Consider the following 24,283-nt stretch of genomic DNA (forward strand, 5'->3'; position numbering starts at 1 on the left):
CCCGGACGAAGAATACGAATCCGTGGCGAGCGTCCGACAGGAGATGCCCGCGCCGCAAGGCCAAACCGCGACGTCTGCCGGACCATCGGTCCGCGCACGCTCGGGTGTTGCGCCGGCGACTCAGGCGCGGCCCCGGCGGATCGCCGATCTCAGGCGATCCGCCGACGCGGGTTTTGTGGAGGCGGGCTCAGTTCTTGGCGACGAAGCACTGTCCGCCGGCGCCCTGAAGCTCGGTGCAGAGGCTCGTGGCTTCCGCCTTGGCCAGCGGCCCGACGCGGACCCGGAAGATCGTCTTGCCGTTGACCTCGGCCTGGCGGATCAGCTCCGGCTTGCCGGCGAGCTGGCTGTACTTTTCCTGCATCTCGCGGAAGGCGGTCTGGGCTTCCTTGGCGCTGGTGCGGACGCCGAGCTGGACCGAGAACCCGCCGACGGCGGCGTTGCTCACGGTCGCCGTCGTGGCCGGGGCCTCGACCGGGACGGCGGCCTCGGGCGCGACGGCGGCGACGCGCTGCGGTGCCTTCGGCTTGGCCGGCGGCGGGACCGCCGCAGCGGGCGTGCGCTCGGGCGCCGGCGGCGCCTGCGTTGCGGCGGGCTGCGAGGGCGGCTGCGCGGTCGCGGTCTGGCTCGGCATCTGCGGCGTCGAAGCCGCCGCCATCCGGCCGGGCTTGGGGCGTGCGGCGGATGCATCGTCGCCCGGCAGCGTCATGGTCGGGACCGGCGAGATCGGGGACGATTCCGCCTGGGCCTCGCGCTGGACCGCCGGGGGCGGGGTGTCCGGCCGGACCACGACGGTGCGGACCTTGCGCGGCTGGCCGAACACGTCGAACGAGGCCGAGCCCGGCGTGAGGTTGGCCGTCTCGCCGCGATCCTGTGCCGGCCGATCCTGCCCTTGCGCCGCGCGGGCGGCCTGGGCCACGTCGAGGGGCTGCTCCTCGCGGTTGACGATGCGGATCTGGCTGTCCTTGGCCTTGGGCTCGTAGATCTGGCGGTTCTGGTCCGGGATCTCGACGCCGTCGGCGACCTTCGGCGCGACCTTCACCGGCGAGGTGTCGGCCTGGATCACCGGCACGCCGCCGCCGCTGCCGCCGCGGCTCAGGCCCTTGTAGGTCAGTGCGCCGGTCACCGCGACGACGACGACGGCGACGCCCGCGCCGACCGTGACCAGCCGCCGGCGCGGCTTCACCCGCTTCAGGCTGCGCTGGTCGTAGGCCTCGGAACCGCCGTCCTGGTAGGTCTGCGCGTCGCCGTAGGCCACCGGCTGGTCGGAGCCGTGGTCGACCGAGGCGAGATACTGGTCGAACGCGTCGGCCGGGGTGTTGCGCTGCGGCTCGGCGTAATCGTTCGGATGATGGGCGGCCTCGTTGCCGAAGCTCGGCTCCTGGCGGCCGCGATGGGCGGACGCCTGGGGGGCGGGCTCGCGCCGGTCGTCGCGGGCGGCGAGGAGGGCGCGGAAAGGATCGTCCTGGCCGACGATGCGGGCGAGTTCCGCCAGCGGGTCGGGCTTCTGCGCGGCAGGTTCGACGGCCCGCGGGGCCGGCGAAGGCTGCTGCAGATCGCGCGCGAAGGCGTCGAAATCGACAGGCGCACGCGAAGCGTTCGTCATGGCAGCATCCTTATCCTACGCCGACTTAGGGGGCGCACTCATCGCATCGCGTCCGGAGCGCTCACGCCAAGCACGGCGAGACCGGATGCCAGGACGCCTCGCAGCGCTTCGATCAGCGCCAGCCTCGCCCGAGTCGACTTTCGGTCGGTTGGATTAACAAACCGTAATTGCGGCAAGTCTTTGCCCTTGTTCCAGAAACTATGCAGGCTGCTCGCCGTTTCATAGAGGTGGAACGCGATCCGGTGCGGTTCGTGGGCGGCGGCGGCCGCCTCCAGCACGCGGGGGTATTGCGCGATCAGCCGCAGCATCTCGGCCTCGCCCTCATCGGACAGCAGCGCGAAGTCCGCATCACCCAGCGCCGCCGCATCGGCGGGATCGAAGTCGGGGAACGCCTCGCGTGCCTGCCGCTGCACCGAGCGGATGCGGGCATGGGCGTACTGGACATAGAAGACCGGATTGTCCTTCGACTGCTCGACCACCTTGGCGAGGTCGAAATCGAGGGTCGCGTCGTTCTTGCGGTAGAGCATCATGAAGCGGATCGCGTCGCGGCCGACCTCGTCGATGACCTCGCGGAGCGTCACGAACTCGCCCGAGCGCTTGCTCATCTTCACGGGCTCGCCCGCGCGCAACAGCCGCACCAGCTGGCACAGCTTCACGTCGAGGCTCGCCCGCCCGTCGGTGACCGCCTTCACCGCCGCCTGCATGCGCTTGACGTAGCCGCCGTGGTCGGCGCCGAGGACGTCGATCAGCTCGGTGGCGCCGGCGAGGTACTTCGCCCGGTGGTATGCGATGTCGGAGGCGAAGTAGGTGTAGGAGCCGTCCGACTTCAGCAGCGGCCGGTCGGTGTCGTCGCCGAAATCCTTGGTGCGGAACAGGGTCTGCTCGCGGTCCTCCCAATCCTCCGGCACCTGCCCCTTGGGCGGCGGCAGGCGGCCCTCGTAGACGAGGCCCTTCTCGCGCAGCTCCGCGAGCAGCGCCGCGACCGCGCCGCCGCCCTCCCCCTGCAGGGCGCGCTCGGAGAAGAACACATCGTGGTGGATGCCGATCGCGGCGAGGTCCCCGCGGATCATCGCCATCATCTCGGCGATGGCGGTCTCGCGCACCACCGGCAACCATTCGGATTCCGGTTGTCCGAGCAGCGCGCGGCCGTGGGTCTCGGCCAGCGCCTGCCCCACCGGCACGAGGTAGTCGCCGGGATAGAGACCCTCGGGGATCGCCCCGACCTCCTCGCCCAGCGCCTCGCGGTAGCGCAGGTAGGCGGAGCGGGCGAGCACGTCGACCTGCGCGCCGGCGTCGTTGATGTAGTACTCGCGCGTCACCTGCCGGCCGGCGGCGACGAGGAGGTTGGCCAGCGCGTCGCCGAACACCGCCCCGCGGCCGTGCCCGACATGCATCGGGCCGGTCGGGTTGGCCGAGACGTACTCGATGTTGACCCGGCCGCCCGCCATCCGTCCGCGCCCATAGCCAACGGGATCGGCCAGCACGCCGCGCAGAACGCCGTGGAACACGGCGGGCGCGAGGCGCAGGTTGATGAAGCCGGGGCCGGCGACCTCGGCTCCGACCACGCGCGGGTCCGTGCGCAGCTCGGCGGCCAGCGCCTCGCCCAACGCCTTCGGGTTGGTCTTGGCCTCCTTGGCGAGCACCAGGGCGGCGTTGGTGGCGAGGTCGCCGTGGCTCGCGTCGCGCGGCGGCTCGACCACGACCCGGGCGAGGTCGAGGCCTTCGGGCAGCGTCCCGCCGCGGACCAGCGCCTCGACGGCCTCGCGCACGCGCGCCTCGAACAGGGCGAAGATGTTCATGATCGTGTCAAATCCGCTCGCACCGGCGCCCGACGATGCGACGGTGTCTCATCCCCGCGCCATAGCAAGGGGGGGCGGAGGTGTCACGGCAGGGACGGCTCCGCGGCGCTGGTCCACCCTTGCAGAACCGTGCGCAGCGGCTCCGGCAACGCGACGGGCCGGCGGGTGGCGCGGTCGACGTAGACGTGCACGAAGAAGCCCTCGGCCGCGGCCTCGTCGGCGTCGCCGCGGAACAGCCCGATCTCGTAGCGCACGCTCGACCGGCCGATCCGCGCGACGCGCACGCCGGCGGTGACCACGTCCGGGAAGGCGATCGGCGCGTGGTAGCGGCAGCCGGTCTCGACGACGAGGCCGATCACCGGGGATCGCGCGATGTCGAGCACGCCGGCCTCGACCAGCAGGCCGTTCACCGCGGTGTCGAAGAACGCGTAGTAGACCACGTTGTTGACGTGCCCGTAGACGTCGTTGTCGGCCCAGCGCGTGCCGATCGGGACGTGGCGCGGATAGGACGCCCGGTTCGTGGCGGCGCGGAGTGGGGTGGCGGCGTTCGGGGCAGGCGTCTCGCGCATCGCGGCGTCCATCGGGCAGGGCACGTGATGCCCGGTCTACCAGATCGCGGGCGGCGTTTCGCGCATCCGGGCGGCTCGATCCGCACCCGGGATCGCTTCCCGTCTGGGCGGATCGCGCGCATCGCCTGAGCAACCCGCGGAGATTTTGTGCAGAGCCGCGTCCGCGATTTGACGGGCTGGTTCGAGCGGTTACCGTTCCCCGTCTCGGGCCCGCCGCGAGCGGGTCGGGTCGCGTTCGGAAGAGGTGGCCGATGGACGAACCCGCCGCAGCGATGAATGTCGGGGTCTTCATCCCGATCGGCAACAACGGCTGGTTGCTCTCCGAGAATGCTCCGCAATACAAGCCGAGCTTCGCCCTCAACAAGGCGGTGACGTTGAAGGCCGAGGGCTACGGCCTCGACTTCGCCCTGTCGATGATCAAGCTGCGCGGCTTCGGCGGCAAGACCGAGTTCTGGGACCACAACCTCGAATCGTTCACGCTGATGGCCGGGCTCGCCGCCGTCACCTCGCGGATCAAGCTCTACGCCACGGCGCCGACCCTGTGCTTCCCGCCCGCGATCACGGCGCGGATGGCCGCGACGATCGACTCGATCTCCGAGGGACGCTTCGGCCTCAACCTGATCACGGGCTGGCAGAAGCCGGAATATTCGCAGATGGGCCTCTGGCCCGGCGACGCCTTCTTCGCCGACCGGTACCGGTACCTCTCGGAATACGCGCAGATCCTGCGCGAGCTCTGGGAGACCGGGCGCAGCGACCTCAAGGGCCAATACTTCCAGATGGACGATTGCCGCCTGAGCCCGCGGCCGCAAGGTGCGATGAAGGTGATCTGCGCCGGCCAGAGCGAGGCCGGCATGGCCTTCACCGCAACCTACGCCGACTACAATTTCTGCTTCGGCAAGGGCGTGAACACCCCTACCGCCTTCGCGCCGACGGTTGCGCGCCTCGAGGCCGCCAAGGCGAAGACCGGCCGCGACGTCTCCTCCTACGTGCTGTTCATGGTGATCTCCGACGAGACCGACGCCGCCGCTCACGCCAAGTGGGAGCACTACAAGGCGGGCGCGGACCAGGAGGCGATCGCCTGGCTCGGCGTGCAGGGCGCGGCCGACACGAAGTCCGGCGCCGACACCAACGTGCGCCAGATGGCCGACCCGACCTCGGCGGTGAACATCAACATGGGCACCCTCGTCGGCTCGTTCGAGAGCGTGGCGCGGATGCTCGACGCGGTGATGACCGTGCCCGGCACCGGCGGGGTGCTGCTGGTGTTCGACGATTTCCTGAAGGGGCTCGACGATTTCGGGCAGAAGATCCAGCCGCTGATGCAGACCCGCCGGCACGTCGCCGCGGCTGCGGCGCCGCTCTCCGAGGTCGCGTGATGGAGGCGCCCGCCGGATACCGCGACGCCGCCGGCCGCTTCGGCGGCGTGACGCTGCCCGCGCGGCCCGAGCCGATCGCCTTCGCGCCCGAGGCCACCGCGCTCATCGTCGTCGACATGCAGAACGCCTACGCGACGAAGGGCGGCTACCTCGATCTGGCCGGCTTCGACGTGTCGCAGACCGGGCCGGTGATTGGCCGCATCGCCGCCGCCGTCGCGGCCGCGCGGGCGGCCGGCATCGTCGTGCTGTGGTTCCAGAACGGATGGGACGCCGACTACGTCGAGGCCGGGGGGCCGGGCTCGCCGAACTGGCACAAGTCCAACGCGCTGAAGACCATGCGCCGGCAGCCGGGGCTGAACAGCCGGCTGCTGACCCGCGGCACCTGGGACTACGACCTCGTCGACGCGCTGAAGCCGCAGCCCGGCGACATCGTGATGGGCAAGCCGCGCTACAGCGGCTTCTACAACACGGCGCTCGACAGCACCCTGCGGGCGCGCGGCATCCGCACCCTGGTCTTCACCGGAATCGCCACCAACGTCTGCGTGGAATCGACCCTGCGCGACGGGTTCTTCCTCGAATACTTCGGCATCGTGCTGGCCGACGCTACCCACCAGGCCGGCCCGCCGAGCCTGCAGGAGGGCGCGCTCCTCAACATCGAGACGTTCTTCGGCTGGGTCTCGGACGTGGCGGCCTTCGAGACGGCGCTCGGTGCCGAGCCGCGTCGCACCGAAGCCGCCGAGTGATCGCCAACGGAAAGTCCCGAACACAATGCCCAAGACCGTCGTGATCCCGCCCGGCACCGGCAAGCCGCTGGCGCCCTACGTGCCCGGAACCCTGGCCGACGGCGTGCTCTACGTCTCGGGCACGCTGCCGCTCGACGCCGACGCCAACGTCGTCCATGTGGGAGACGCGTCGGCCCAGACCCGCCACGTGCTCGAGACGATCAAGGGCGTCGTCGCGGCCGCCGGCGGGACCATGGACGACGTGACCTTCAACCACGTCTTCCTGAAGGACTGGGCCGACTACGCGGCGATCAACGCGGTCTATGCCGAATACTTCCCCGGCGAGAAGCCGGCGCGCTACTGCATCCAGTGCGGGCTGGTGAAGCCGGACGCGCTGGTCGAGATCGCCTCTATGGCGCATGTCGGCAGGCCGGTCGGCGCGCTCGCCGTCGACACCTCGGTCTGATGCCGGTCCATCACGACGTCGCCGGCAACGGCGCGCGGACCGTCCTGCTCTCGCCGGGGCTCGGCGGGATGGCAGGCTACTTCGCGCCGCAGATGCCCGCGCTGGTTCCGCACTTCCGCGTCCTGACCTACGACCATCGCGGCACCGGCCGCTCGAAGGGCTCGCTCGAGCCCGGCCACGACATCGCGGCGATGGCGGAGGACGCGCTGTCGGTCCTCGACGCCACCGGCACCGCGAGGGCGGACGTCGTCGGGCACGCGCTCGGCGGGTTGATCGCGCTGCAATTGGCGCTCAACCACCCGACGCGCGTCGGGCGCATCGTCGTGATCAACGGCTGGGACGCGATCGATTCCGCGACGCTGCGGTGTTTTTCCGCCCGCAAGGCACTCCTGAACCATGCCGGCCCCGAGGCCTTCGTCCGCGCGCAGGCGATCTTCCTCTATCCTGCCCCGTGGCTGTCCGAGAATGCCGCGCGGGTGGCGGCGGACGAGGCGCATGCGCTGGCGCATTACCCCGGGCCCGAGACGGTGCTCGCGCGGATCGGCGCGCTGGAGCGCTTCACCCTGGCCGGGCGGCTCGGCGCGATCCCGCACGAGACCCTGGTGATGGCCGCCCGCGACGACGTGCTGGTGCCCTACACCGCGTCCGAACGCCTCGCCGCCGGCCTCGCCAAGGCCCGCCTCGACTTGGTGTCCGAGGGCGGCCACGCCCACAGCGTCACGCGGGCGGAAGGCTTCAACCGGACGCTGCTCGACTTCCTGCTCTGATTGGGCGGAAACTCTCCTAGGCCGGCTCGAACAGCGGCACCTGGCGCATCTCCGGCACCAGCACCAGGCCCCTGTCGGTGATGCGGATCTGCGGGATCACCGAGAGCGGGATCAGGTTGAAGCCCATGTAGGGGATGGTGCAGCCGGCCCGTTCCCAGGCGACCTTCAGGGCGCGGACCTCCTCGGCGACCGCGCCGACGCGCTTGTCCGAGAGCAGGCCCGCCACCGGCAGCGGCACCATCGCGACGACCGCGCCGTCCTCGACCACGCAGACCCCGCCCTGATGCGCCGCGACGGCGTCGACCGCGACCCGCATGTCGGCCTCGTCCAGCCCGGCGACGATGAGGTTGTGCGAATCGTGGCCGACGCTGCTCGCCACTGCGCCGCGCTTGAGTCCGAAGGCGCGCAGCAGCCCGTGCGCGGCGTGGCCGCCGAGCCCATGCCGTTCCACCACGGCGACGTGGCACAGATCGTTCTCGGCGAGCGTCGTCGGCCAGTCCGCGGAAGGCGTCAGGGCCACGCGCTCGTGGACGAGCTCGATGCCGGGCAGCGTCGTGCGGATCGCGTTGACGGTGCAGGGGGCTTCCGGCAGCGTCGGGATCAGCGACGGCACCGGCACCGGCAGGTGGACGGTGGCGTAGGCGCGCGCCGGGTAGCGGTAGGGGCGCGACAGGGCCGCGTCGAGGCGCGGCGTGATCGTGCGGTTCTCGACCACCAGCTCGCCGCCGTACCAGGTCGATTGCGGCACGAGGTCGTCGTCGAGCAGCACGAGGTCGGCCCGCCGGCCGCCGCCGAGGCCGCCGATCTCGCCGTCGAGGCCGTAGCGCGTCGCGGGGTGCAGCGAGCCCATCGACCAGGCCGCCGGCTTCGGGATGCCCATCCGCACCGCCTCGCGCACCACCCAGTCGAGCCCGTAGGCGAGGAGGTCCTCGGCGTCGCGGTCGTCGGTGCAGCAGCAGACTCGCTTCCAGGCGGCGCCGTAATCGACCACCGTGCCGATCGCCTTCGGCAGCGAGTGCCACGGCGTCGTCGGCGGCCCGCCGCGCAGGAAGATCCAGATGCCGGCGTCGAGCAGGTCGTCGGCGATGTCGCGGTCGATCGCCTCGTGGGTGTCGGTGACGCCGGACGCGGCGTAGGCGGCGACGAAGTCGCGGCCGTAGATGTGGCCCGAGACCGGGCGCCCGCGCGACAGCGAGGCCGCGATGATCGCGTGGGCGCGGGGATCGCCCTCGGCGACCGCGACGAAATCCATCTTCTCGCCCAGGCCCAAGGCCTCGGGCCAGGCGTCGAACAGGGCGGCGATCTTCTCGGCGGTGAGGTCGCCGCCGGCGGTCTCCAGCTCCGGCGTCGTTGCCGGCACCGTGCTCGGCACGGTGAGGTAGATATTGAGCGGCGCCGCGCGGGCATCCTTTAGCATCCAGGCGACGCCGTCGGCATCGAGCACGTTGCCGATCTCGTGGCTGTCGCAGACGATCGTCGTCGTGCCGTTCAGGAGCGCCGCCTCGGCGTAGGCGCAGGCGGTGATCATGCTGCTCTCGATGTGCAGATGCGGGTCGACGAGGCCCGGCGCGATCAGCCCGCCGCCCGCATCGAACCGCGCCGCGCCGCCGCGATGGCTGCCAGCGGGCTTCACCGCGGCGATCCGGCCGCCCGCCATCCAGACCTCGCGCTCGGGCAGGATGCGGTCGGAATAGGTCGAGAGCACCCGCGCGCCGGCGATCACGAGGTCCGGCTCGGCCCGGCCCGACGCCACGTCGGCGAGGCGGCGCGTCATCTGCGCGAGCGGCACGACGGAGAAGCGGTTCAGCGGCGCTGGGGACATCGGGTCGGACACTCTCGCGGGCGGATGGAGGCGATCCGGGCACGCATCGTGCCAGGGCGGCCGGACCGGTCGACAGGACCGAGGTTCCACCCGAGAGGCGGCGAAACCATGCCCGACTTCGATCTCGCGATCCGCGGCGGCACCGTCGTCACCGCCGCCGACACGCTGCGTGCCGAGATCGGCATCCGCGACGGCCGCATCGTCGCGGTGGCCGAGCGGGTGGCGGACGCGGCCCGGACCATCGACGCGTCCGGGCTGCTGGTGCTGCCGGGCGGCATCGACAGCCACGTCCACATCGCGCAGCCCTCGGGGCCCGGCATCGTCATGGCCGACGACTTCGCCTCGGCGACGCGGGCGGCCGCCGCCGGCGGCAACACCTGCGTGATGCCGTTCGCGTTGCAGCCGCGCGGCGGCTCCCTGCGCGCGGCGGCCGAGGCCTATCGCGGTCTGGCCGAGGGGCAATGCCACGTCGACGCGGCGATCCACCTGATCGTCTCGGACCCGACCGAGGCGGTGCTCGGGCAGGAGCTGCCGGCGCTGATCGCCGCCGGCTACACCTCGTTCAAGGTCTTCATGACGTACGACGACTTGGTCCTGAACGACCGGCAGATCCTCGACGTGTTCGACGTCGCCCGGCGCGAGGGCGCCCGCGTGATGGTCCATGCCGAGGGCTACGACGCGATCCGCTACCTCGGCGAGCGCCTGGAGAAGGCCGGGGAGACCCGGCCCTTCGGCCATGCGCTGTCGCGGCCGCAACCGGTCGAGCGCGAGGCGGCGCATCGGGCGATCAGCCATGCCGAGCTGGTCGACCTGCCGATCGTCATCGTCCACGTCTCGGGCGAGCAGGCGATGGAGCAGATCGCGTGGGCGCAGGGGCGCGGCCTGAAGATCCATGCCGAGACCTGCCCGCAATACCTGACGCTGACGGCCGAAGACATGAAGGGGATCGGCGACGACCCGATGTCGGGCGCGAAGTACGTCTGCTCGCCGCCGCCGCGGGATGCCGCGAGCCAAGCGGCGATCTGGTCCGGCCTGCAGCGCGGGATCTTCGACGTGGTCTCCTCCGACCATTGCCCGTTCCGCTACGACGACCCCCAGGGCAAGCTCAACCCGCGCGCAAGAACCTCCTTCCGCTGGATCCCGAACGGCATCCCCGGCATCGAGACCCGGCTGCCGGTGCTCTTCTCCGAGGGCGTGTCGAAGGGGCGGATCTCGCTGAACCAGTTCGCGGCGCTCACCGCGACGAACCACGCCAAGCTCTACGGCCTGTATCCGAAGAAAGGCTCGATCGGCCCCGGCTTCGACGCCGACCTGACCCTGTGGGACCCGAACCGCCGCGAGACGATCACGCAGGCGGCGCTCCATCACGGCGCCGACTACACCCCCTGGGAGGGGTTTTCGGTGACCGGCTGGCCGGTGATGACGATCGCGCGCGGGCAGGTCGTCGCCGAGGACGGCCGGGTGCTGTCCGTGCCGGGCCAGGGCCGCGTGCTCGACCGGAGCATCGTGCCGGGCTGAAGGTCAGGCCGCCCCGACATCCCGAAAAATCCGGTCCGGCGCGAACGGCGTCGCGGTGAGCCGCGCGCCGGTCGCGTCGCGGATCGCGTTGGCGAGCGCCGGGGCGACCGGGTTGAACGGGCTCTCGCTCATCGATTTCGCGCCGAGCGGGCCGATGCTGTCGTGGGTGTCGGCGAACAGCACCTCGGTCGCCGGCACGTCGGCGCAGGCCGGGATGTGGTAGTTCCGGAACGTCTGGGTGATCACGCGGCCGGCCTCGTCGAGACGCACGTCCTCGTACAGCGCCGCGCCGAGGGCCTGCGCGACACCGCCCTCGACCTGCCCGCGGCACTGCATCGGGTTGATCACGCGGCCGGCATCGGCCGCGTGGACGCTGCGCAGGATCCGGACCTCGCCGGTCCCCGGATGCACGGCGACCCGGAACGCCTGGACGTTGAAGGCGACCGAGCGCGGCGAGCCGTCGGCCCGGCCTTCCGCTTCGAGCGGACCCTCGGCGATGAGGTCGGCCAACGCGATGCGGCTCCCCGGAACGATCACGTGGTCGGCTTCGAGGCGGCAGTCGGCGGCCGTGGCGCCCGCCTGCGCCGCGGCCCAGGTTAGGATCGCGCGCGCGAGCGCCTCGGCCGCGTTCAGCGTCGCGCGGCCCGCCACGACGATGCCGGTGCTGCCGTAGGCGCCGGTGTCGTGGCCGACCGCGTCGGTGTCGGAGGCGCGGATGCGGATCCGGTCCGGCGCGGTGCCGAGGGCGGCCGCCGCGATCTGCGCATGCACGGTGGTGGTGCCGTTGCCGAACTCCGCGGTGCCGACGGACAATTCGTAGAGCGCGGGCGCGACGGGCGAAGCGCGGGTCCCTCCCCCCTCTGCGGGGGAGGGTGGGCCTCGCGTCAGCGAGGGTCGGGAGAGGGGAGCGACAGTGCCGGATACGGCGCTCCCCTCTCCCCCCCTGCTGCGCAGGGTACCCTCCCCCGCAGCGGGGGGAGGGAAAAGGTGGGCCCGATCGCGTCCGTCGTCCGCGCGCAGCGCGATCCGCGCGTCCGAAAAATGCCCGCGCGGGGGGATCGTGTCGATCATCGCCATCGCCATGCCCTCGCCGACACGCCAGCCTTCCGGAGCCGGGTCGCCGCCGGGGGCCGCCATCGCGCGCTCGGCGAGGTCGAGGCACTGGTCGAGGCCGTAGCTGCCGTATTCGACGTCGTGCGGCTCCAGGCTGGTCGAGACCATCGGGTCGCCGGGGCGCACTGCGTTGCGGCGGCGCATCGCGTAGGGGTCGAGGCCGAGGTCGCGGGCGAGCTCATCCATCGCCGATTCGACGGCGAAGATCGTCTGGCTGAGGCCGTAGCCGCGGAAGGCGCCGGCCGGCAGGGTGTGGGTGTAGACGGCGTAGCCGTCGACGCGCTTGTTCGCGCAGCGATAGGCGCCGATCACCTCGTTGGTGCCGTGGTGGAGCACGCCGCCGGCATGGTTGCCGTAGGCCCCGGTGTTCGAGACGACGTCGAGCTGGATCGCGGTGAGCGTGCCGTCGGCCCGCGCGCCGAGCTTCACCCGAACCCGCATCGGATGGCGGGTGGTGGTGGCGGTGAACTGCTCCTGGCGGGTGAGCTCCCACTTCACCGGGCGCCCGGTGCGGAGCACCGCCAGCGCGACGAGGTCCTCGGTCAGCATCTCCTGCTTGCCGCCGAAGCCGCCGCCGACGCGGGCCGCCATCACCCGCACCTGCGATCGGTCGAGGCCGAACAGCATGCAGAGCGCGTCGCGGGTCAGGAACGGCACCTGCGTCGAGGAGCGGATCACGAGGCGGCCGTCCGCATCCCGCCAGCCGATCGCGCCGTGGGTCTCGAGATGGGCGTGCTGCACCCGTTGCGAGAGATAGGTGCCCTCGTGGATGCGGTGCGCCTCGGCAAAACCCGCCTCGACGTCGCCGACCAGGCCGTGGGCCTCGGCCGCGAGGTTCGGACGCGACGGGTGGGGCGGCGCGTCCGCGCCCGGCTCGATCGACGCGTGGACGAGGGGGGCGCCGGGCTGCATCGCGGCCACCGGATCGAACACAGCTGGCAACGCCGCGTAGGTGATCCCGAGCGCTCGCACGCCGGCCTCGGCCGCGGCTTCCGTCTCGGCGACCACCGCGGCGACGCGCTGGCCGACGAAGCGGACGGTGTCGTCGAGCACGCGGGTATCGGACGCGTCGTCGGCCGGGTTCTCGTGCCGGCCGGTGGAGAAGCGCAGGTTCGGCACGTCCGCATGGGTGAGCACCGCGACGACGCCCGGGAGCGCCAGGGCGGCCGCGCGATCGATCGCGACGATCCGCGCGTGCGCGTGGTCTGAGCGCAGCACCCGCATGTGCAGCAGGCCCGGCATGGCGAGGTCGAAGGTGTAGCCGGCGCGGCCCGACACGATGTCCGGCGCCGCGGGCGCCGGCACGCTGCGCCCGATCGGGTCGCTCGCAGTCGCCGCCTCGGCCGAGGCGATGCCGGCGATGGCGTCGCGGATGGCGCGGTAGCCGGTGCAGCGGCAGAGATTGCCCTTCAGCGCCGCGCCGAAGTCGCGCTTCTGGCCCTGGTCGAGGGACGCCGCCGTCATGATCATCCCGGGCGTGCAGAAGCCGCACTGAAAGCCCTGGGCCGCGACGAAGGCCGCCTGCATCGGGTGCAGCGGGTCCGGCGCCCGGTCCGGCACCCCCTGCCCCGGCCGGCACGGGCCGGACAGCCCCTCGATGGTGGTGACGCTGCGCCCCTCGGCCCGGAACGCCGGCAGCAGGCAGCTGTGGATCGGCTCGCCGTCGAGGTGGACCGTGCAGGCGCCGCAATCGCCGGCGTCGCACCCCTTCTTGACGCCGAACCAGCCCTGCTCGCGCAGCAGCGTGCGCAGGCACTGGCCGGGACGCGGCGCCACCTCCTCGGCATGGCCGTTGACGACGATCCTCATGCGCCCTCGCTGAGCTCGGCCCGGATCTCCTCGGCGAGCAGGCCGGTGACGTGGCGGCGCCAATCCGGCGCGCCGTGCACGTCGTCGTACCAGAGCGCGTCGTCGATCCGCGTTGCGATCGCGTCGGCGAGGTCGCGGGCGCTCGGCGGCGCCGGGAAGACGAGGCGCACCGGGCGGCGGGTCGAGGCCGTGACGGTGACGACGCGCGTGCCGTCGGCGTCCCGCGTGCCGATCAGCAGGGCGCCGGAGCGGCCGTTCGGGCTCAGCGAGATCCGGCGGAAGGCCGCGCGCCGCTTGAGGGCCGAGGCCGGCATGTCGAGGCGCAGCAGGACCTCGTCCGGAGCGAGCGCGGTCGCCTGCGGCCCGAGCACGAACTCGGCCACCGCCATCCGGCGCTCGCCGCCCGCGCCGGTGCGGATGGTGCAGACGCCGTCGAGCGCCACGGCGAGCGCGATCATCGGCCCGGCGGGTAGCGCAAGGCAGAGGTTGCCGCCCACGGTCGCCCGGTTCCAGATCTTGAACGAGCCGAGCAGCGCCCGGCAGCTCTGCCCGACGAGCGGCGCGGCGATCCAGGCGGGCGGCAGCTCGATCCGGTCCAGCTCGGCGATCGTGCAGGTGGCCGACAGGCTCAAGCCCGCTTCGGTCGCCGCGCTCGGCGGAAGCGCCAGGGCGGTGAGGTCGATCAGCCGCGCGAGATGCGGCTGCGGCTCCGAGAACAGCCAGGTGCCGCCGGCGAGCCACGCGTCGCCCGCGCGCCAGCCCGGCAGCGAGCCGGGCTCCCGCGGGGTGAGGACCGAGCTGATCGTATCGAGATCCATGCGGCTGCGCCCAAGCAAGTCTTCGTCCAACCGCCTAAGCGATCACCCACGTGCGTCGACGACGCCGTCCACGAGGTTGAGCCCAAGCAGCAGCTCCGACGGGAATGCGGTGCGGACCACCGGCTCCACCCGAATCTCGGGCGCGAGGCACGCGGCCTCCGCCCTGCGGGCCGCGACGGCGTCCGCGATCGAGACCGCGGCGAAGCGCAGCCGCGTGCCGGCCTGGGCCTGGGCGAGCCGCCCGAGGTCGGGGCCGATCACCGTGGCGATCTTCGGGTAGCCGCCGGTCGATTGCCGGTCGGCCATCAGCACGATCGGCAGCCCCTCGCCCGGCACCTGGATCGCGCCCATGGCGATGCCGTCGGAGACGATGTCGTGGCCGCGTGCATGGGTCAGGCGCGGACCGTCGAGGAAGCAGGCCATGCGGTCGCCGCGCCCGGCGACCGTCCACGGGCCGTCGAGGAACGCCGCGATCTGGTCCGCCGCGAAGGCGTCGTCCTGCGGCCCGAGGACGACGCGGATCGTGTCGGCCGGCCGGTCGAGCCAGGGCGCGACCAGGGCCTGCGGATCGCCGGCGCCGGCGCGCGCCGCGTCGATCGCGAGGCTGTCGCCGGCCGCCAGCGCGCGGCCATCGAGGCCGCCGAGGCCGGACCGGGTGTGGGTCGCGGTCGAGCCGAGCACCGGCGCGACGGCGATGCGTCCGCACACCGCGAGGTAGCACCATGCCCCGGCCGAGCCCGCCCGCACCGCGAGCGTCCGGCCGGGCTCCAGCGTCAGCGCGACGGCGGCCGGCAGCGCCTGGCCGTCGAGGGCGATGCGGAAGCTCGTGCTCGCCAGGACGAGACTGAGCGGGCCGCCCTCCGCCGCGACGGTGATGCCGCCGGCCGAGACCTCGATCGCCGTGGCGCCGGGCGGGTTGCCGGCGGCGCGGTTGGCGGTGTCGAAGGCGAGCGCGTCCATCGGCCCGGCAGAGGTGATGCCGTAGCGCAGGTATCCGTGGCGCCCGGCATCCTGCAGCGTCACGCTCGGCCCGGCAGCGAGGATCGCGAGGCGCGGGCTCACGGCGCCGGGTCCCCGGCATAGGCTTCGCGCCGGGCCACGACCTCGCCGGCTGCGGCGCGCCGCTCCAGGGCCGAAAAGGTCGCGGCGTCCACCGGCGCGAAGCGGATGCGGTCGCCGGCGGCGACCGGGAAGGTCTCGTCGCGCTCGGGCGCATAGAGCCGGGCCGGGGTCCGCGCGATGACGTACCAGCCGGTCGGCATCGGCACGGTGCCGATTGCGGCGAGCCCTCCGCCGACGAGGAGCGCGTTGGCCGGATGCGGCGGGCGGGGCTTTGCCCGGCGCGGCACCGCCAGTTCCCTCGGCAGGCCGCCGAGATAGGCGAAGCCCGGCGCGAACCCGTACATGTAGACCCGGTAGGTCGCCCCCGCATGCAGGCCTGCCACCCGCGCCGCGGAAAGGCCGGTGCGCTCGGCGATGGCGGCGACGTCCTCGCCGCAGGGCTCGCCCGCGCTGGTCTCGGCATAGCAGCAGGGCAGCGTCCAGAGCGTCGGCGCGGCCCGGCCCGCACCGGCAGCGTCCGCGAGCGCGACGACCCGCGCGGCGAGCGCCGCGCGATCGAGCACGAGCGGATCGTAGTGCATCATCAGCGAGCGGTAGGTCGGCACGGTCTCGCGGAGGCCGGCGGGCGGGTCGGCGCGCAGGGCGTCGTCGAGCGCCAGCACCCGGTCGTTGATCGCCGGATCGACCGCGCTGCCGAACTCGGCGACGAGGGCCGCCTCCCCGGCATCGAGCAGGCGCGGAGGCGGTCCCACCTCTTCAGGCCCGGAACGGGGCGAGGCGGATGCCGGCGCCCTCGAGCCGGTCGCGCACCGCCCGGGCGGTGGCGACCGCGTGCGCGGAATCGCCGTGGACGCAGACCGAGCGGATCGGCGTCGGCAGGCGGGTGCCCTGCGCGGTGACGATCGCGCCGGCCTCCACCATGGCGAGGACGCGGCCGGCGGCCTCCTCCGCGCCGTCGATCATCGCCCCGGGCCGGCCGCGGGCGATCAGCTGGCCGTCCTCGGCGTAGCCCCGGTCGGCGAAGATCTCCTGGTGGACCTCGAGGCCCGCCGCCTCGCCGGCCGGCACCTGCGCCGTCAGCGCGATGGCGAGCAGCGCTAAGTCGCGGTCGACCGCGCGCACGGCCCGGGCGATCGCGTCGGCGACGTCGCGCTCGGCGGCTGCGAGGTTGGCGAGCGCCCCGTGCGCCTTCACGTAGGCGATGCGATGGCCGGCATAGGCCGCGAGCGCCTCGGCGGCGCCGATCTGATATGCGACGAGGCGCTCGATTTCGGGCGCGGTGAACGGCATCCGCCGCCGCCCGAACCCCCAGAGGTCGGGAAAGCCCGGATGGGCACCCACGGCGACGCCGTTCGCCTTCGCCCGCGCGAAGGTCTCGGCCATGATCTCCGGGTCGCCCGCATGCATCCCGCAGGCGACGTTGGCCGAGGTGACGATGGCGAGCATCGCCGCGTCGTCGCCGCAGGCATAGGCGCCGAAGCCCTCGCCGAGATCGGAGTTTAGGTCGACGCTCGCCATCCGGTCGCGGATCCCGTGGAGTTCGCGGAGCCGACTATAGCGCGCCCGGAAACGGATTCCGAAGCAGGCCCCGGCCGATCCGGTTCAAGATCCGTTCCATCGGCGCGAGCGAGCGAGCGGTCGCGACGAGACGGCACCGGCCGAACGCGTCCGCGTCCTGCCGATGCCGTGCGTGGGTCGATCGGGATCGCCGGGGGCGAGGCCCCGGCGCGCGTGTCGGATCAGCCGTCGTTCTTGGTCAGCGAGATCGCGACGAAGCGGGTCACGCCCTTGCTGCTCTTCACCCGCATCAGCACCGCCTTGCGCCCGCTGGATTCGGCCGTGCGGATCTGCTCGGCGACCTCGGAGGGGCGGGTCACGCTCTTGCCGGCCACGTCGAGGATGACGTCGCCCTGCTCGATGCCCTTGGCGGCGGCCGGGCCGTCCGGATCGACCTGGACCACCGCGACGCCGCTGTCGGACAGGCCGACCTCCGCCGCCGGCGCCAGGCTCAGCCCGAGCCGCGGCTGGCCGCCGGCCATGCCGGTGTCCGAGGAGGCCACCTTCGACCCGTCGGTCGGGAGCGCGCCCAGCGTGATCGTCGCGTTGTCGGACTTGCCGCCGCGGAGATAGGCGATCTCAACCTTGGCGCCGGGCTTCAGCCCCGCGATCTTGCGGGATAGCTCCTTGGCGTCGTTGATCGGGTTGCCGTTGACCGACTCGATCACGTCGCCGGACTTGAGGCCGGCCTTGGCCGCCGGCGTGCCGTCCTCGGCGTGATCGATCAGGGCGCCCTTCGGCTTGGCCATGCCGAGCCCCTCGGCGATGTCCTGCGTCACCGGCTGGACCTGCACGCCGAGATAGCCGCGGGCGACCTTGCCGTCGGTCTTGAGCTGATCGACCACCGCCTGCACGGTCTCGGCGGGGATGGCGAAGGCGAGGCCGACGCTGCCGCCCGACGGCGAGGCGATGGCGGTGTTCACGCCCACGACCTCGCCGTTGACGTTGAAGGTCGGGCCGCCGGAATTGCCCTTGTTGATCGGCGCGTCGATCTGCAGGAAGTCGTCGTACGGGCCGGCGCCGATGTCGCGGCCGCGGGCCGAGACGATGCCGGCGGTCACCGTGCCGCCGAGGCCGAACGGGTTGCCGATCGCCACCACCCAGTCGCCGACCCGCGGGGCCGCCTTGCCGAACTGGACGTAGGGGTAGCTGCCGGAATCCTTGATCTTCAGGAGCGCGATGTCGGTCTTGGAATCCTTGCCGATCACCTTGGCGTCCAGCGTCCGGCCGTCGTCGAGCGTCACCTGCACGGTCTTGGCGTGGTCGACGACGTGGTTGTTGGTCACGACGTAGCCGTCGGCGGAGATGATGAAGCCGGAGCCGACGGCGCCGCGCGGGCCCTGGTGCTGCGGCTGCATGCCGGGCGGTCCGCCGTTCGGGCCGTTCTGGCCGAAGCGCTTGAAGAACTCGCGCAGCTGCGGCGGAACGTTCTGCAGGTTCTGGCCCTGCTGGCCGCTCGGGCCGTCCTCGTCGTCGCTGGAAGCGGAGTCGTCGAGCTTCACCTTCACCGAGACGACGCCCGGCTTCACCTTGTCGACGATGTTGGCGAACGAGCCCGGCGGGTGCTCCGGCGCGGCGATCGGGGATTGCGGAAGCGCCTGGGCGAGGGCCGGCGTGGCGGCCGGCAGATAGCCGCTGCCGAGGGCGCCGCCCGCGATGAGGGCGGCGGCGGCGACCGAGGCCAGGGCCCGGCGGCTCGTGCGGGCGGTGGTGCGGGTCTGCGGAACGGACATGCGACAAGTCTCCGGGGACATCTTCGGCGCCGCCGGCTCGGCGGGCGATGACCCTGTCCTAAGGCCCGGCGCCTCACCCGCCCGTGACGGGCGCATTACCGTTTCGACAGGTTGGCCGGACGCCGCCGGGCCGACGACGGCGCGCGCAGCGTGGCGCGAGCGTCACGGGACCGCCGTCGCGCCGGAGCGCCATTCGAGATCGAGGATGAGCCCGCGCGGCAGCGTCGCGAGCACCGGCGCGACGGGCAGGCCGGCCGCGTTGACGAGGCCGGCGGTCCAGTGGTTGCACACGTTGGTCCAGGAGAACCGGCCTGCGCCCCGGTAGAACAGGCTCGGCCCGTAGAGGCCGGGGCCGACGTCGACCGGATGGCCGCCGGCGAGCGCGAAGCCGGCTTCCAGCCGCGCGAGGAGCTTTTCCAGCCCGGCGGCCGAGACCGGGATCGCCAGGATGTCGGCGTGCGGAAAGCTCGCGCGTGGGTTCGCGTCGAGGCCGACGACCTGGATCACGCCGTCGCTGCCGCCGGGCGTGAACAGGGCGCCGAGCGCCAGCCGCCAGTCGAACTCCGCCAGCGTCGGCGTCGCCGCGTAGAACCGGGCCTCGCCCCAACCGAACTCGAGCGTCGGGTAGGCGCGGAACCGCACGGCGATGTCGCGGAGCGCCGGCCCCGCCCCCGGCCCCGTCAGCGCCGCGACCGGAAGCGCGATCCCGCTGTGCCAGCCGTGGCTGACCACGTGGATCACCTGCGGCGCCGCCTCCGCGGGCGGATAGAGGGCCGGGTCGCCCGGCCGCGCCGTGAGGATTACGGCAAGGACGAGCGCTCCGACGATGCCGGCCAGCGCCTTCGCCAGCCGGCGCAAGGCTCAGGACGCCGGGTCGCTCAACCGCGCCAGCGCCTCCTGAAGCTTGGCCAGCCGCTCGGCCTCGGCCTCGCGCCGCTCGCGGCTCTCCTCGATCACCTCCTCGGGGGCGCGCGCCACGAAGTCGGCGTTCCCGAGCTTGCCGTCGAGCTTCCTGATCTCGCCCTCGGCCTTGGCGGCCTCCTTCTTCAGGCGCGCCACCTCGGCGCCGAGGTCGACGATGCCCTCCAGCGGCAGGGCCGCGACGCTGCCGCGGACCAGCAGTTGCACCGCGTTCTTCGGCGCGGCGTCGGCGAACCCGATCTCGGAGAGGCGGGCGAGGCGCACCAGCGTGTCGTGCCAGGCGCCGATCCGCGCCCGCACCGCCGCATCGGCCCCGACGATCACCAGCGGAACCTGCGCGCCGGCCGGCACCCCGGTCTCGGAGCGGGCCGAGCGCACCTCGGAGACGAGGTCGACCACGAAGCCGATCTCGGTCTCGGCCTCGGCATCCGCCAGCCCCGACAGGTCGGGCCAGGGCTGGAGCGTGAGCAGGCCGCGATCGGGCAGTGCCGCGCCCTTGATCGCCCACAGCTCCTCGGTGAGGAACGGCATGAACGGATGCAGCAGCTTCGCGATCTGGTCGATCAGGAAGGCGATGGTCGCTTGCGTCTCGCCCTTCAGCGCCGGGTCGACACCCTCGCCCTGGAGCACGGGCTTGGCCAGCTCGATCGTCCAGTCGCAGAAGATGTTCCAGACGAAGCGGTAGGCGGCGGCCGCCGCGTCGTTGAAGCGGTAGGCCTCCAGAGCGGCGGTGACCTCGGCGACGGCACGCGCGGCCTCCCCGAGCGCCCAGCGGTTCAGCGGCTCCCGTACCGCCTTCGGATCGAAGGCGGGATCGAGGGCGCAGCCGTTCATCTCGGCGAAGCGCGCGGCGTTCCAGAGCTTCGTCGCGAAGTTGCGGTACCCTTCCACGCGGGCCGGGCTGAGCTTGATGTCGCGCCCCTGCGCGGCGAGCGCCGTCAGGGTGAAGCGCAGCGCGTCGGCGCCGTACTGGTCGATCAGCCCGAGCGGGTCGACGACGTTGCCCTTCGACTTCGACATCTTGGCGCCGGAGGCGTCGCGCACCAGCGTATGCAGGTAGACCGTGTCGAACGGGACCTCGTCGGTGACGTGCAGGCCGAGCATCATCATGCGGGCGACCCAGAAGAACAGGATGTCCTTGCCGGTCACCAGCGTGTTGGTCGGGTAGTAGCGCGCGAGCTCGGCGGTCTTCTCCGGCCAGCCCAGCGTCGAGAACGGCCACAGGGCGGAGGAGAACCAGGTGTCGAGGACGTCCTCGTCGCGGCGCAACGCGACCGGCGAGCCCTGCTTGGCCGCGGCCTGCGCCTCGGCTTCCGCCTCGCTGCCGGCGACGTAGATGCCACCCTCCGCGTCGTACCAGACCGGGATCTGGTGACCCCACCAGAGCTGGCGCGAGATGCACCACGGCTCGATGTTCTCGAGCCACTGGAAGAAGGTCTTCTCGGAATTCTCCGGCACGAAGCGCGTGCGACCGTCGCGCACCGCCTGGAGCGCGCGCTCGGCCAGCGGCTTCACGTTCACGTACCACTGGTCGGTGAGGTAGGGCTCGATCACCACGCCCGAGCGGTCGCCGTGCGGGACGGCGTGGGTGTTGGCTTCGATCTCGCGCAGGCGTCCCGCCGCCTCCATCAGCGCGACGACGGCCTTGCGGGCTGCGAACCGGTCGAGGCCGTGGAGGGCCAGCGCCTCCGCATCCGGGTTCGCGTCGGCCAGGAAGTCGGCGTTGCCGTCGAGGGCGATCCGCGCCTCGCTGTCCAGGATGTTGATCGGGCGGCAGCCGTGGCGACGGCCGACCTCGAAGTCGTTGAAGTCGTGCGCCGGCGTGATCTTGACCGCGCCGGTGCCCTTCTCGGGATCGGAATAGTCGTCGGCGACGATCGGGATCAGGCGCCCGACCAGCGGCAGGCGCACGTGCTTGCCGACGAGCGCGGCGTAGCGCTCGTCCTCGGGGTGGACGGCGACGGCCGTGTCGCCGAGCATGGTCTCGGGGCGCGTCGTGGCGACCGTGATGATGTCGCCCGTCTCGATGCCGGCCGCGTCCACCACCGGATAGTCGAAGTGCCAGAGGTGGCCCTTCACCTCGACCTGCTGGACCTCGAGGTCCGAGATCGCGGTCTGGAACTTCGGGTCCCAGTTCACGAGGCGCTTGTCGCGGTAGATCAGCCCCTGCGCGTGCAGGTCGACGAACACCTTCGTGACCGCGCGGACCATCTGCTCGTCGGGCGCGCCGCGCTCGCCCATGGTGAAGCGCTCGCGCGACCAGTCGCAGGAGGCGCCGAGCCGCTTCAGCTGCGAGACGATCGCGCCGCCCGATTCCGCCTTCCAGGCCCACACCTTGTCGAGGAAGGCCGCGCGGCCGATCTCGCGGCGGCCCGGCTCCTGCGCCTCCATCATGCGGCGCTCGACCACCATCTGCGTGGCGATGCCGGCATGGTCCATGCCCGGCTGCCACAGCACGTCGCGGCCGCGCATCCGCTCGAAGCGGGCGAGGATGTCCTGCAGCGTGTTGTTGAGGGCGTGGCCGATATGCAGCGAGCCCGTCACGTTCGGCGGCGGGATGACGATGCAGTACGGCTCGGCACCGGCCCGGTCGGGCCGCCCGGCGCGGAACGCGTCGGCGCTCGTCCACGCGGCGCTGGCGCGCGCCTCGGCGCCGGCCGGGTCGAAGGTCTTGTCCATCATGGGCGGGCGATCGCGGGTCCGTCTCGAGAATTTCGAGCCCGCTTTCAACCCGTCAGGGGCCTCCCGTCAACACGGGCGGCGACACGCGCGACCTCAGCGGCCGCGGGCGACCCGCTCGATCTCGACGCGCACCAGCCGCTCGACCATCACCGGCAGGTTGTCGTCGAGCCAGGCCTTGAGCATCGGCTTCAGCATGTCCTGAACGAGGTCTTCCAGGCTGCGCGCGTTCTGGCTCGACACCGTGTTGGCGAGCAGGTTGAAGGCCTGGTTGACGCTGGCGCCGGCCGCGGACGAGATCAGCCCGGGCTCCGGCGCGGGGTCGGGCCTGCACGCCGGCTCCGGGGCGGCGGCCCGCGGCGCGGGGGCCGGCTCGGGCTCGGGCTCCGGCTCCATCGCGTCGAAATCGATCGCGTCGAAATCGAGCGTTTCGAGCTCCAGCGGCACCGGCTTGGCGGCGGGGCGCGGCGGCGGCGCGGGTTCTTCCATCTCGGCAAGGTCGAGCACGTCGTCGTTCTCGTGCGAGGGGGGGCGAACCGCGGCCGGCTCGGGCGGCTTCACCGCCTGATCGTCGGCGATGATCCGGCGGATCGACGCCAGGATCTCCTCCATGGAGGGCTCGTGCGCCTTCTCCGCCGCCTTGTCCTGGATCTTGGGGCTCGCTGCACTCATCCGGACGGCGCTCGAGAAGGTGGGAGGGACGAAAAAAGGCTGTCGAATGGAGTATTCCACGCCGCGCGCACGCGACAAGCGCAGCCGGAGCACAGTCCTCGGGAAATCACCCGCCGGGCGCCGTTATTCCGCCTGCCCGTATTCCGCTTGCCCGCGCCCGCCGGAACCCTCGGGTCGCGGGCGCGAATCACGCCGCCTCAGCGGCCGTCCGGCGAGCGGACGCCGTACCAGAGATCCTTGACCTGGTCGTAGTGGACCTTGGCGCTGTAGACCGCCACCGGCACCGCGGTGTAGCGCACCGTCAGACGGCCGATCGCCTGGACCACGCCGTAGGAGAAGATCACCCGGTCGCGCTGGGCGGTGATCAGGTTCACGCGGGCGTTGAGCAGTTCCTGCTGCGCGTTGAGCACGTCGAGGGTCGTGCGCTGACCGACGCGGGCTTCCTCGCGGACGCCGTTCAGCGCGACCTCGTTGGCCTGGACCTGGGCCTGGGCGGCGATCACCTGCGCCTTGGCGGCCTCGAGCCGGCCCCAGAAGTCGACCACCTGCGCGCGGACCTGATCGCGCACGAGGTCGGCCTGGATGCGGGTCTGGCCCACGACTTCCTTCTGCTGGCGGATCTGCGCGTATTCCTGGCCGCCCTGGTACAGCGGGATCGTCACCCGCCCGACGATCGACGCCGACACGAAGTTGTCGCCGGGGAAGGTCTGGTCGTAGCGCTGCTGCACGCTGCCCTGCAGGCCGACGGTCGGATACAGCGCGGCCTCGAGCACCTTGACCTGCGCCTCGGCCGCGTCGACCGCGTGCAGCGCCGAGAGGATCTGCGGATGCTCCTGCAGGCCGATCGCGATCGCCGAATCGAGGTTGGCCGGCACGTAGCGGTCGAGCGGGCGGCCCGGGGCGAGCTGGCGCGGCTCGACGCCGATGTTCTGGCGATAGGTGCCGATGCTGGTGCGCAGGGCCGATTCCGCGACGCTGACCTGCGAGCGGGCGCCGGCGAGGCGCGCCTCGGCCTGGGCGACGTCGGTGCGGGTGACCTCGCCGACGTTGAAGCGGTCGCGGGTCTGGCGGAGCTGCTCCTCCAGCACCTCGACGTTGTTGCGGTTCAGCTCCAGCGTCGCGGTGTTGCTGAGCACGTTCATGTAGGACTGCACGCCGCCGTACAGCACCGACATCTCGGTGGAGCGCAGGCTCTCGCGCTGGCTGTAGACGTTCGACTCGGCGCGGCGGGTGTTGTTGTCGGTCTGGAACCCGTTGAACAATGTCTGGTTGACGGTGAG

19 protein-coding genes are annotated in these 24,283 nt (G+C 72.3%); 5 read left to right on the top strand and 14 right to left on the bottom strand.

Annotation, left to right across the window (positions count from 1 at the left end):
• Window positions 1-187 precede the first annotated feature (187 nt).
• The 3 genes from MKK68_RS10725 to MKK68_RS10735 all read right to left on the bottom strand — a co-directional run bounded on the left by MKK68_RS10725 (window position 188) and on the right by MKK68_RS10735 (window position 3,971).
• On the bottom strand, window positions 188-1,603 hold the full coding sequence (locus tag MKK68_RS10725) for an SPOR domain-containing protein (RefSeq protein ID WP_244030234.1): 1,416 nt from the start codon (window positions 1,601-1,603) through the stop codon (window positions 188-190).
• Between the two features lie 38 nt (window positions 1,604-1,641).
• Window positions 1,642-3,402 carry an arginine--tRNA ligase gene (gene argS, locus MKK68_RS10730; protein WP_244030236.1) on the bottom strand — a complete coding sequence of 587 codons (1,761 nt, stop codon included), beginning with the start codon at window positions 3,400-3,402 and terminating at the stop codon, window positions 1,642-1,644.
• 83 nt (window positions 3,403-3,485) lie between these two features.
• Complete coding sequence (locus tag MKK68_RS10735; protein WP_210246704.1) at window positions 3,486-3,971, bottom strand: acyl-CoA thioesterase; 486 nt, start codon at window positions 3,969-3,971, stop codon at window positions 3,486-3,488.
• A 272-nt stretch (window positions 3,972-4,243) separates the two neighbouring features.
• Here MKK68_RS10735 and rutA point away from each other — a divergent pair, with 272 nt between their 5' ends.
• The 4 genes from rutA to rutD are packed head-to-tail and all read left to right on the top strand — an operon-like array spanning window position 4,244 to window position 7,299.
• Entirely contained in the window at window positions 4,244-5,344 is a 1,101-nt protein-coding gene (gene rutA / locus MKK68_RS10740) for a pyrimidine utilization protein A (RefSeq protein ID WP_147842930.1), read from the top strand.
• Complete coding sequence (gene rutB / locus MKK68_RS10745; protein ID WP_244030238.1) at window positions 5,344-6,087, top strand: pyrimidine utilization protein B; 744 nt, start codon at window positions 5,344-5,346, stop codon at window positions 6,085-6,087. Before rutA ends, rutB begins: the two co-directional genes overlap by 1 nt.
• A gap of 25 nt (window positions 6,088-6,112) precedes the next feature.
• Window positions 6,113-6,532 (top strand): pyrimidine utilization protein C, encoded by a 420-nt coding sequence (gene rutC / locus MKK68_RS10750; RefSeq protein WP_244030240.1) that lies wholly within the window; start codon window positions 6,113-6,115, stop codon window positions 6,530-6,532.
• On the top strand, window positions 6,532-7,299 hold the full coding sequence (gene rutD, locus MKK68_RS10755) for a pyrimidine utilization protein D (protein WP_244030242.1): 768 nt from the start codon (window positions 6,532-6,534) through the stop codon (window positions 7,297-7,299). The genes rutC and rutD overlap by 1 nt, the downstream gene beginning before the upstream one ends.
• A 16-nt stretch (window positions 7,300-7,315) precedes the next feature.
• On the opposite strand, the gene MKK68_RS10760 is transcribed toward rutD, so the two are convergent.
• Entirely contained in the window at window positions 7,316-9,121 is a 1,806-nt protein-coding gene (locus tag MKK68_RS10760; RefSeq protein WP_244030244.1) for an adenine deaminase C-terminal domain-containing protein, read from the bottom strand.
• Between the two features lie 108 nt (window positions 9,122-9,229).
• Here MKK68_RS10760 and hydA point away from each other — a divergent pair, with 108 nt between their 5' ends.
• Window positions 9,230-10,639, top strand: a complete 1,410-nt coding sequence (gene hydA / locus MKK68_RS10765) for a dihydropyrimidinase (RefSeq protein ID WP_243945490.1) — start codon at window positions 9,230-9,232, stop codon at window positions 10,637-10,639.
• A gap of 3 nt (window positions 10,640-10,642) precedes the next feature.
• On the opposite strand, the gene MKK68_RS10770 is transcribed toward hydA, so the two are convergent.
• The 10 genes from MKK68_RS10770 to MKK68_RS10815 all read right to left on the bottom strand — a co-directional run.
• Window positions 10,643-13,561, bottom strand: a complete 2,919-nt coding sequence (locus MKK68_RS10770; protein WP_244030246.1) for a molybdopterin-dependent oxidoreductase — start codon at window positions 13,559-13,561, stop codon at window positions 10,643-10,645.
• Window positions 13,558-14,379 (bottom strand): FAD binding domain-containing protein, encoded by an 822-nt coding sequence (locus MKK68_RS10775; protein WP_244030248.1) that lies wholly within the window; start codon window positions 14,377-14,379, stop codon window positions 13,558-13,560. Before MKK68_RS10775 ends, MKK68_RS10770 begins: the two co-directional genes overlap by 4 nt.
• Before the next feature lie 42 nt (window positions 14,380-14,421).
• Window positions 14,422-15,441, bottom strand: a complete 1,020-nt coding sequence (locus MKK68_RS10780) for a biotin-dependent carboxyltransferase family protein (RefSeq protein ID WP_244030249.1) — start codon at window positions 15,439-15,441, stop codon at window positions 14,422-14,424.
• Window positions 15,438-16,193 carry a 5-oxoprolinase subunit B family protein gene (locus MKK68_RS10785; RefSeq protein WP_244030251.1) on the bottom strand — a complete coding sequence of 252 codons (756 nt, stop codon included), beginning with the start codon at window positions 16,191-16,193 and terminating at the stop codon, window positions 15,438-15,440. The genes MKK68_RS10780 and MKK68_RS10785 overlap by 4 nt, the downstream gene beginning before the upstream one ends.
• Before the next feature lie 4 nt (window positions 16,194-16,197).
• Window positions 16,198-16,959 (bottom strand): 5-oxoprolinase subunit PxpA, encoded by a 762-nt coding sequence (locus tag MKK68_RS10790; protein ID WP_244030253.1) that lies wholly within the window; start codon window positions 16,957-16,959, stop codon window positions 16,198-16,200.
• Between the two features lie 221 nt (window positions 16,960-17,180).
• A complete protein-coding gene (locus MKK68_RS10795) occupies window positions 17,181-18,731 on the bottom strand; it encodes a Do family serine endopeptidase (RefSeq protein WP_243945486.1) in 1,551 nt (516 codons plus the stop codon).
• A 162-nt stretch (window positions 18,732-18,893) separates the two neighbouring features.
• A complete protein-coding gene (locus MKK68_RS10800) occupies window positions 18,894-19,589 on the bottom strand; it encodes a DUF2459 domain-containing protein (protein ID WP_243988799.1) in 696 nt (231 codons plus the stop codon).
• A 3-nt stretch (window positions 19,590-19,592) separates the two neighbouring features.
• Window positions 19,593-22,334: a valine--tRNA ligase gene (locus MKK68_RS10805; protein WP_147858693.1), complete on the bottom strand. Its 2,742-nt coding sequence runs from the start codon at window positions 22,332-22,334 to the stop codon at window positions 19,593-19,595.
• 93 nt (window positions 22,335-22,427) lie between these two features.
• Complete coding sequence (locus MKK68_RS10810) at window positions 22,428-23,003, bottom strand: PopZ family protein (RefSeq protein WP_244030255.1); 576 nt, start codon at window positions 23,001-23,003, stop codon at window positions 22,428-22,430.
• 197 nt (window positions 23,004-23,200) lie between these two features.
• A partial coding sequence (locus MKK68_RS10815; protein ID WP_244030257.1) for a TolC family outer membrane protein occupies window positions 23,201-24,283 on the bottom strand: 1,083 nt, incomplete at its 5' end.

It is taken from the genome of Methylobacterium sp. E-016, from assembly GCF_022829745.1.
GTDB lineage: Bacteria > Pseudomonadota > Alphaproteobacteria > Rhizobiales > Beijerinckiaceae > Methylobacterium.

Coding starts and splice junctions, on each gene's coding strand:
- MKK68_RS10760 (WP_244030244.1), bottom strand. CDS start 9,121: ATGTCCCCAGCGCCGCTGAACCGCTTCTCCGTCGTGCCGCTCGCGCAG.
- MKK68_RS10805 (WP_147858693.1), bottom strand. CDS start 22,334: ATGATGGACAAGACCTTCGACCCGGCCGGCGCCGAGGCGCGCGCCAGC.
- MKK68_RS10735 (WP_210246704.1), bottom strand. CDS start 3,971: ATGCGCGAGACGCCTGCCCCGAACGCCGCCACCCCACTCCGCGCCGCC.
- MKK68_RS10725 (WP_244030234.1), bottom strand. CDS start 1,603: ATGACGAACGCTTCGCGTGCGCCTGTCGATTTCGACGCCTTCGCGCGC.
- argS (WP_244030236.1), bottom strand. CDS start 3,402: ATGAACATCTTCGCCCTGTTCGAGGCGCGCGTGCGCGAGGCCGTCGAG.
- MKK68_RS10775 (WP_244030248.1), bottom strand. CDS start 14,379: ATGGATCTCGATACGATCAGCTCGGTCCTCACCCCGCGGGAGCCCGGC.
- rutB (WP_244030238.1), top strand. CDS start 5,344: ATGGAGGCGCCCGCCGGATACCGCGACGCCGCCGGCCGCTTCGGCGGC.
- rutA (WP_147842930.1), top strand. CDS start 4,244: ATGAATGTCGGGGTCTTCATCCCGATCGGCAACAACGGCTGGTTGCTC.
- MKK68_RS10770 (WP_244030246.1), bottom strand. CDS start 13,561: ATGAGGATCGTCGTCAACGGCCATGCCGAGGAGGTGGCGCCGCGTCCC.
- MKK68_RS10795 (WP_243945486.1), bottom strand. CDS start 18,731: ATGTCCGTTCCGCAGACCCGCACCACCGCCCGCACGAGCCGCCGGGCC.
- MKK68_RS10810 (WP_244030255.1), bottom strand. CDS start 23,003: ATGAGTGCAGCGAGCCCCAAGATCCAGGACAAGGCGGCGGAGAAGGCG.
- hydA (WP_243945490.1), top strand. CDS start 9,230: ATGCCCGACTTCGATCTCGCGATCCGCGGCGGCACCGTCGTCACCGCC.
- MKK68_RS10790 (WP_244030253.1), bottom strand. CDS start 16,959: ATGGCGAGCGTCGACCTAAACTCCGATCTCGGCGAGGGCTTCGGCGCC.
- rutD (WP_244030242.1), top strand. CDS start 6,532: ATGCCGGTCCATCACGACGTCGCCGGCAACGGCGCGCGGACCGTCCTG.
- rutC (WP_244030240.1), top strand. CDS start 6,113: ATGCCCAAGACCGTCGTGATCCCGCCCGGCACCGGCAAGCCGCTGGCG.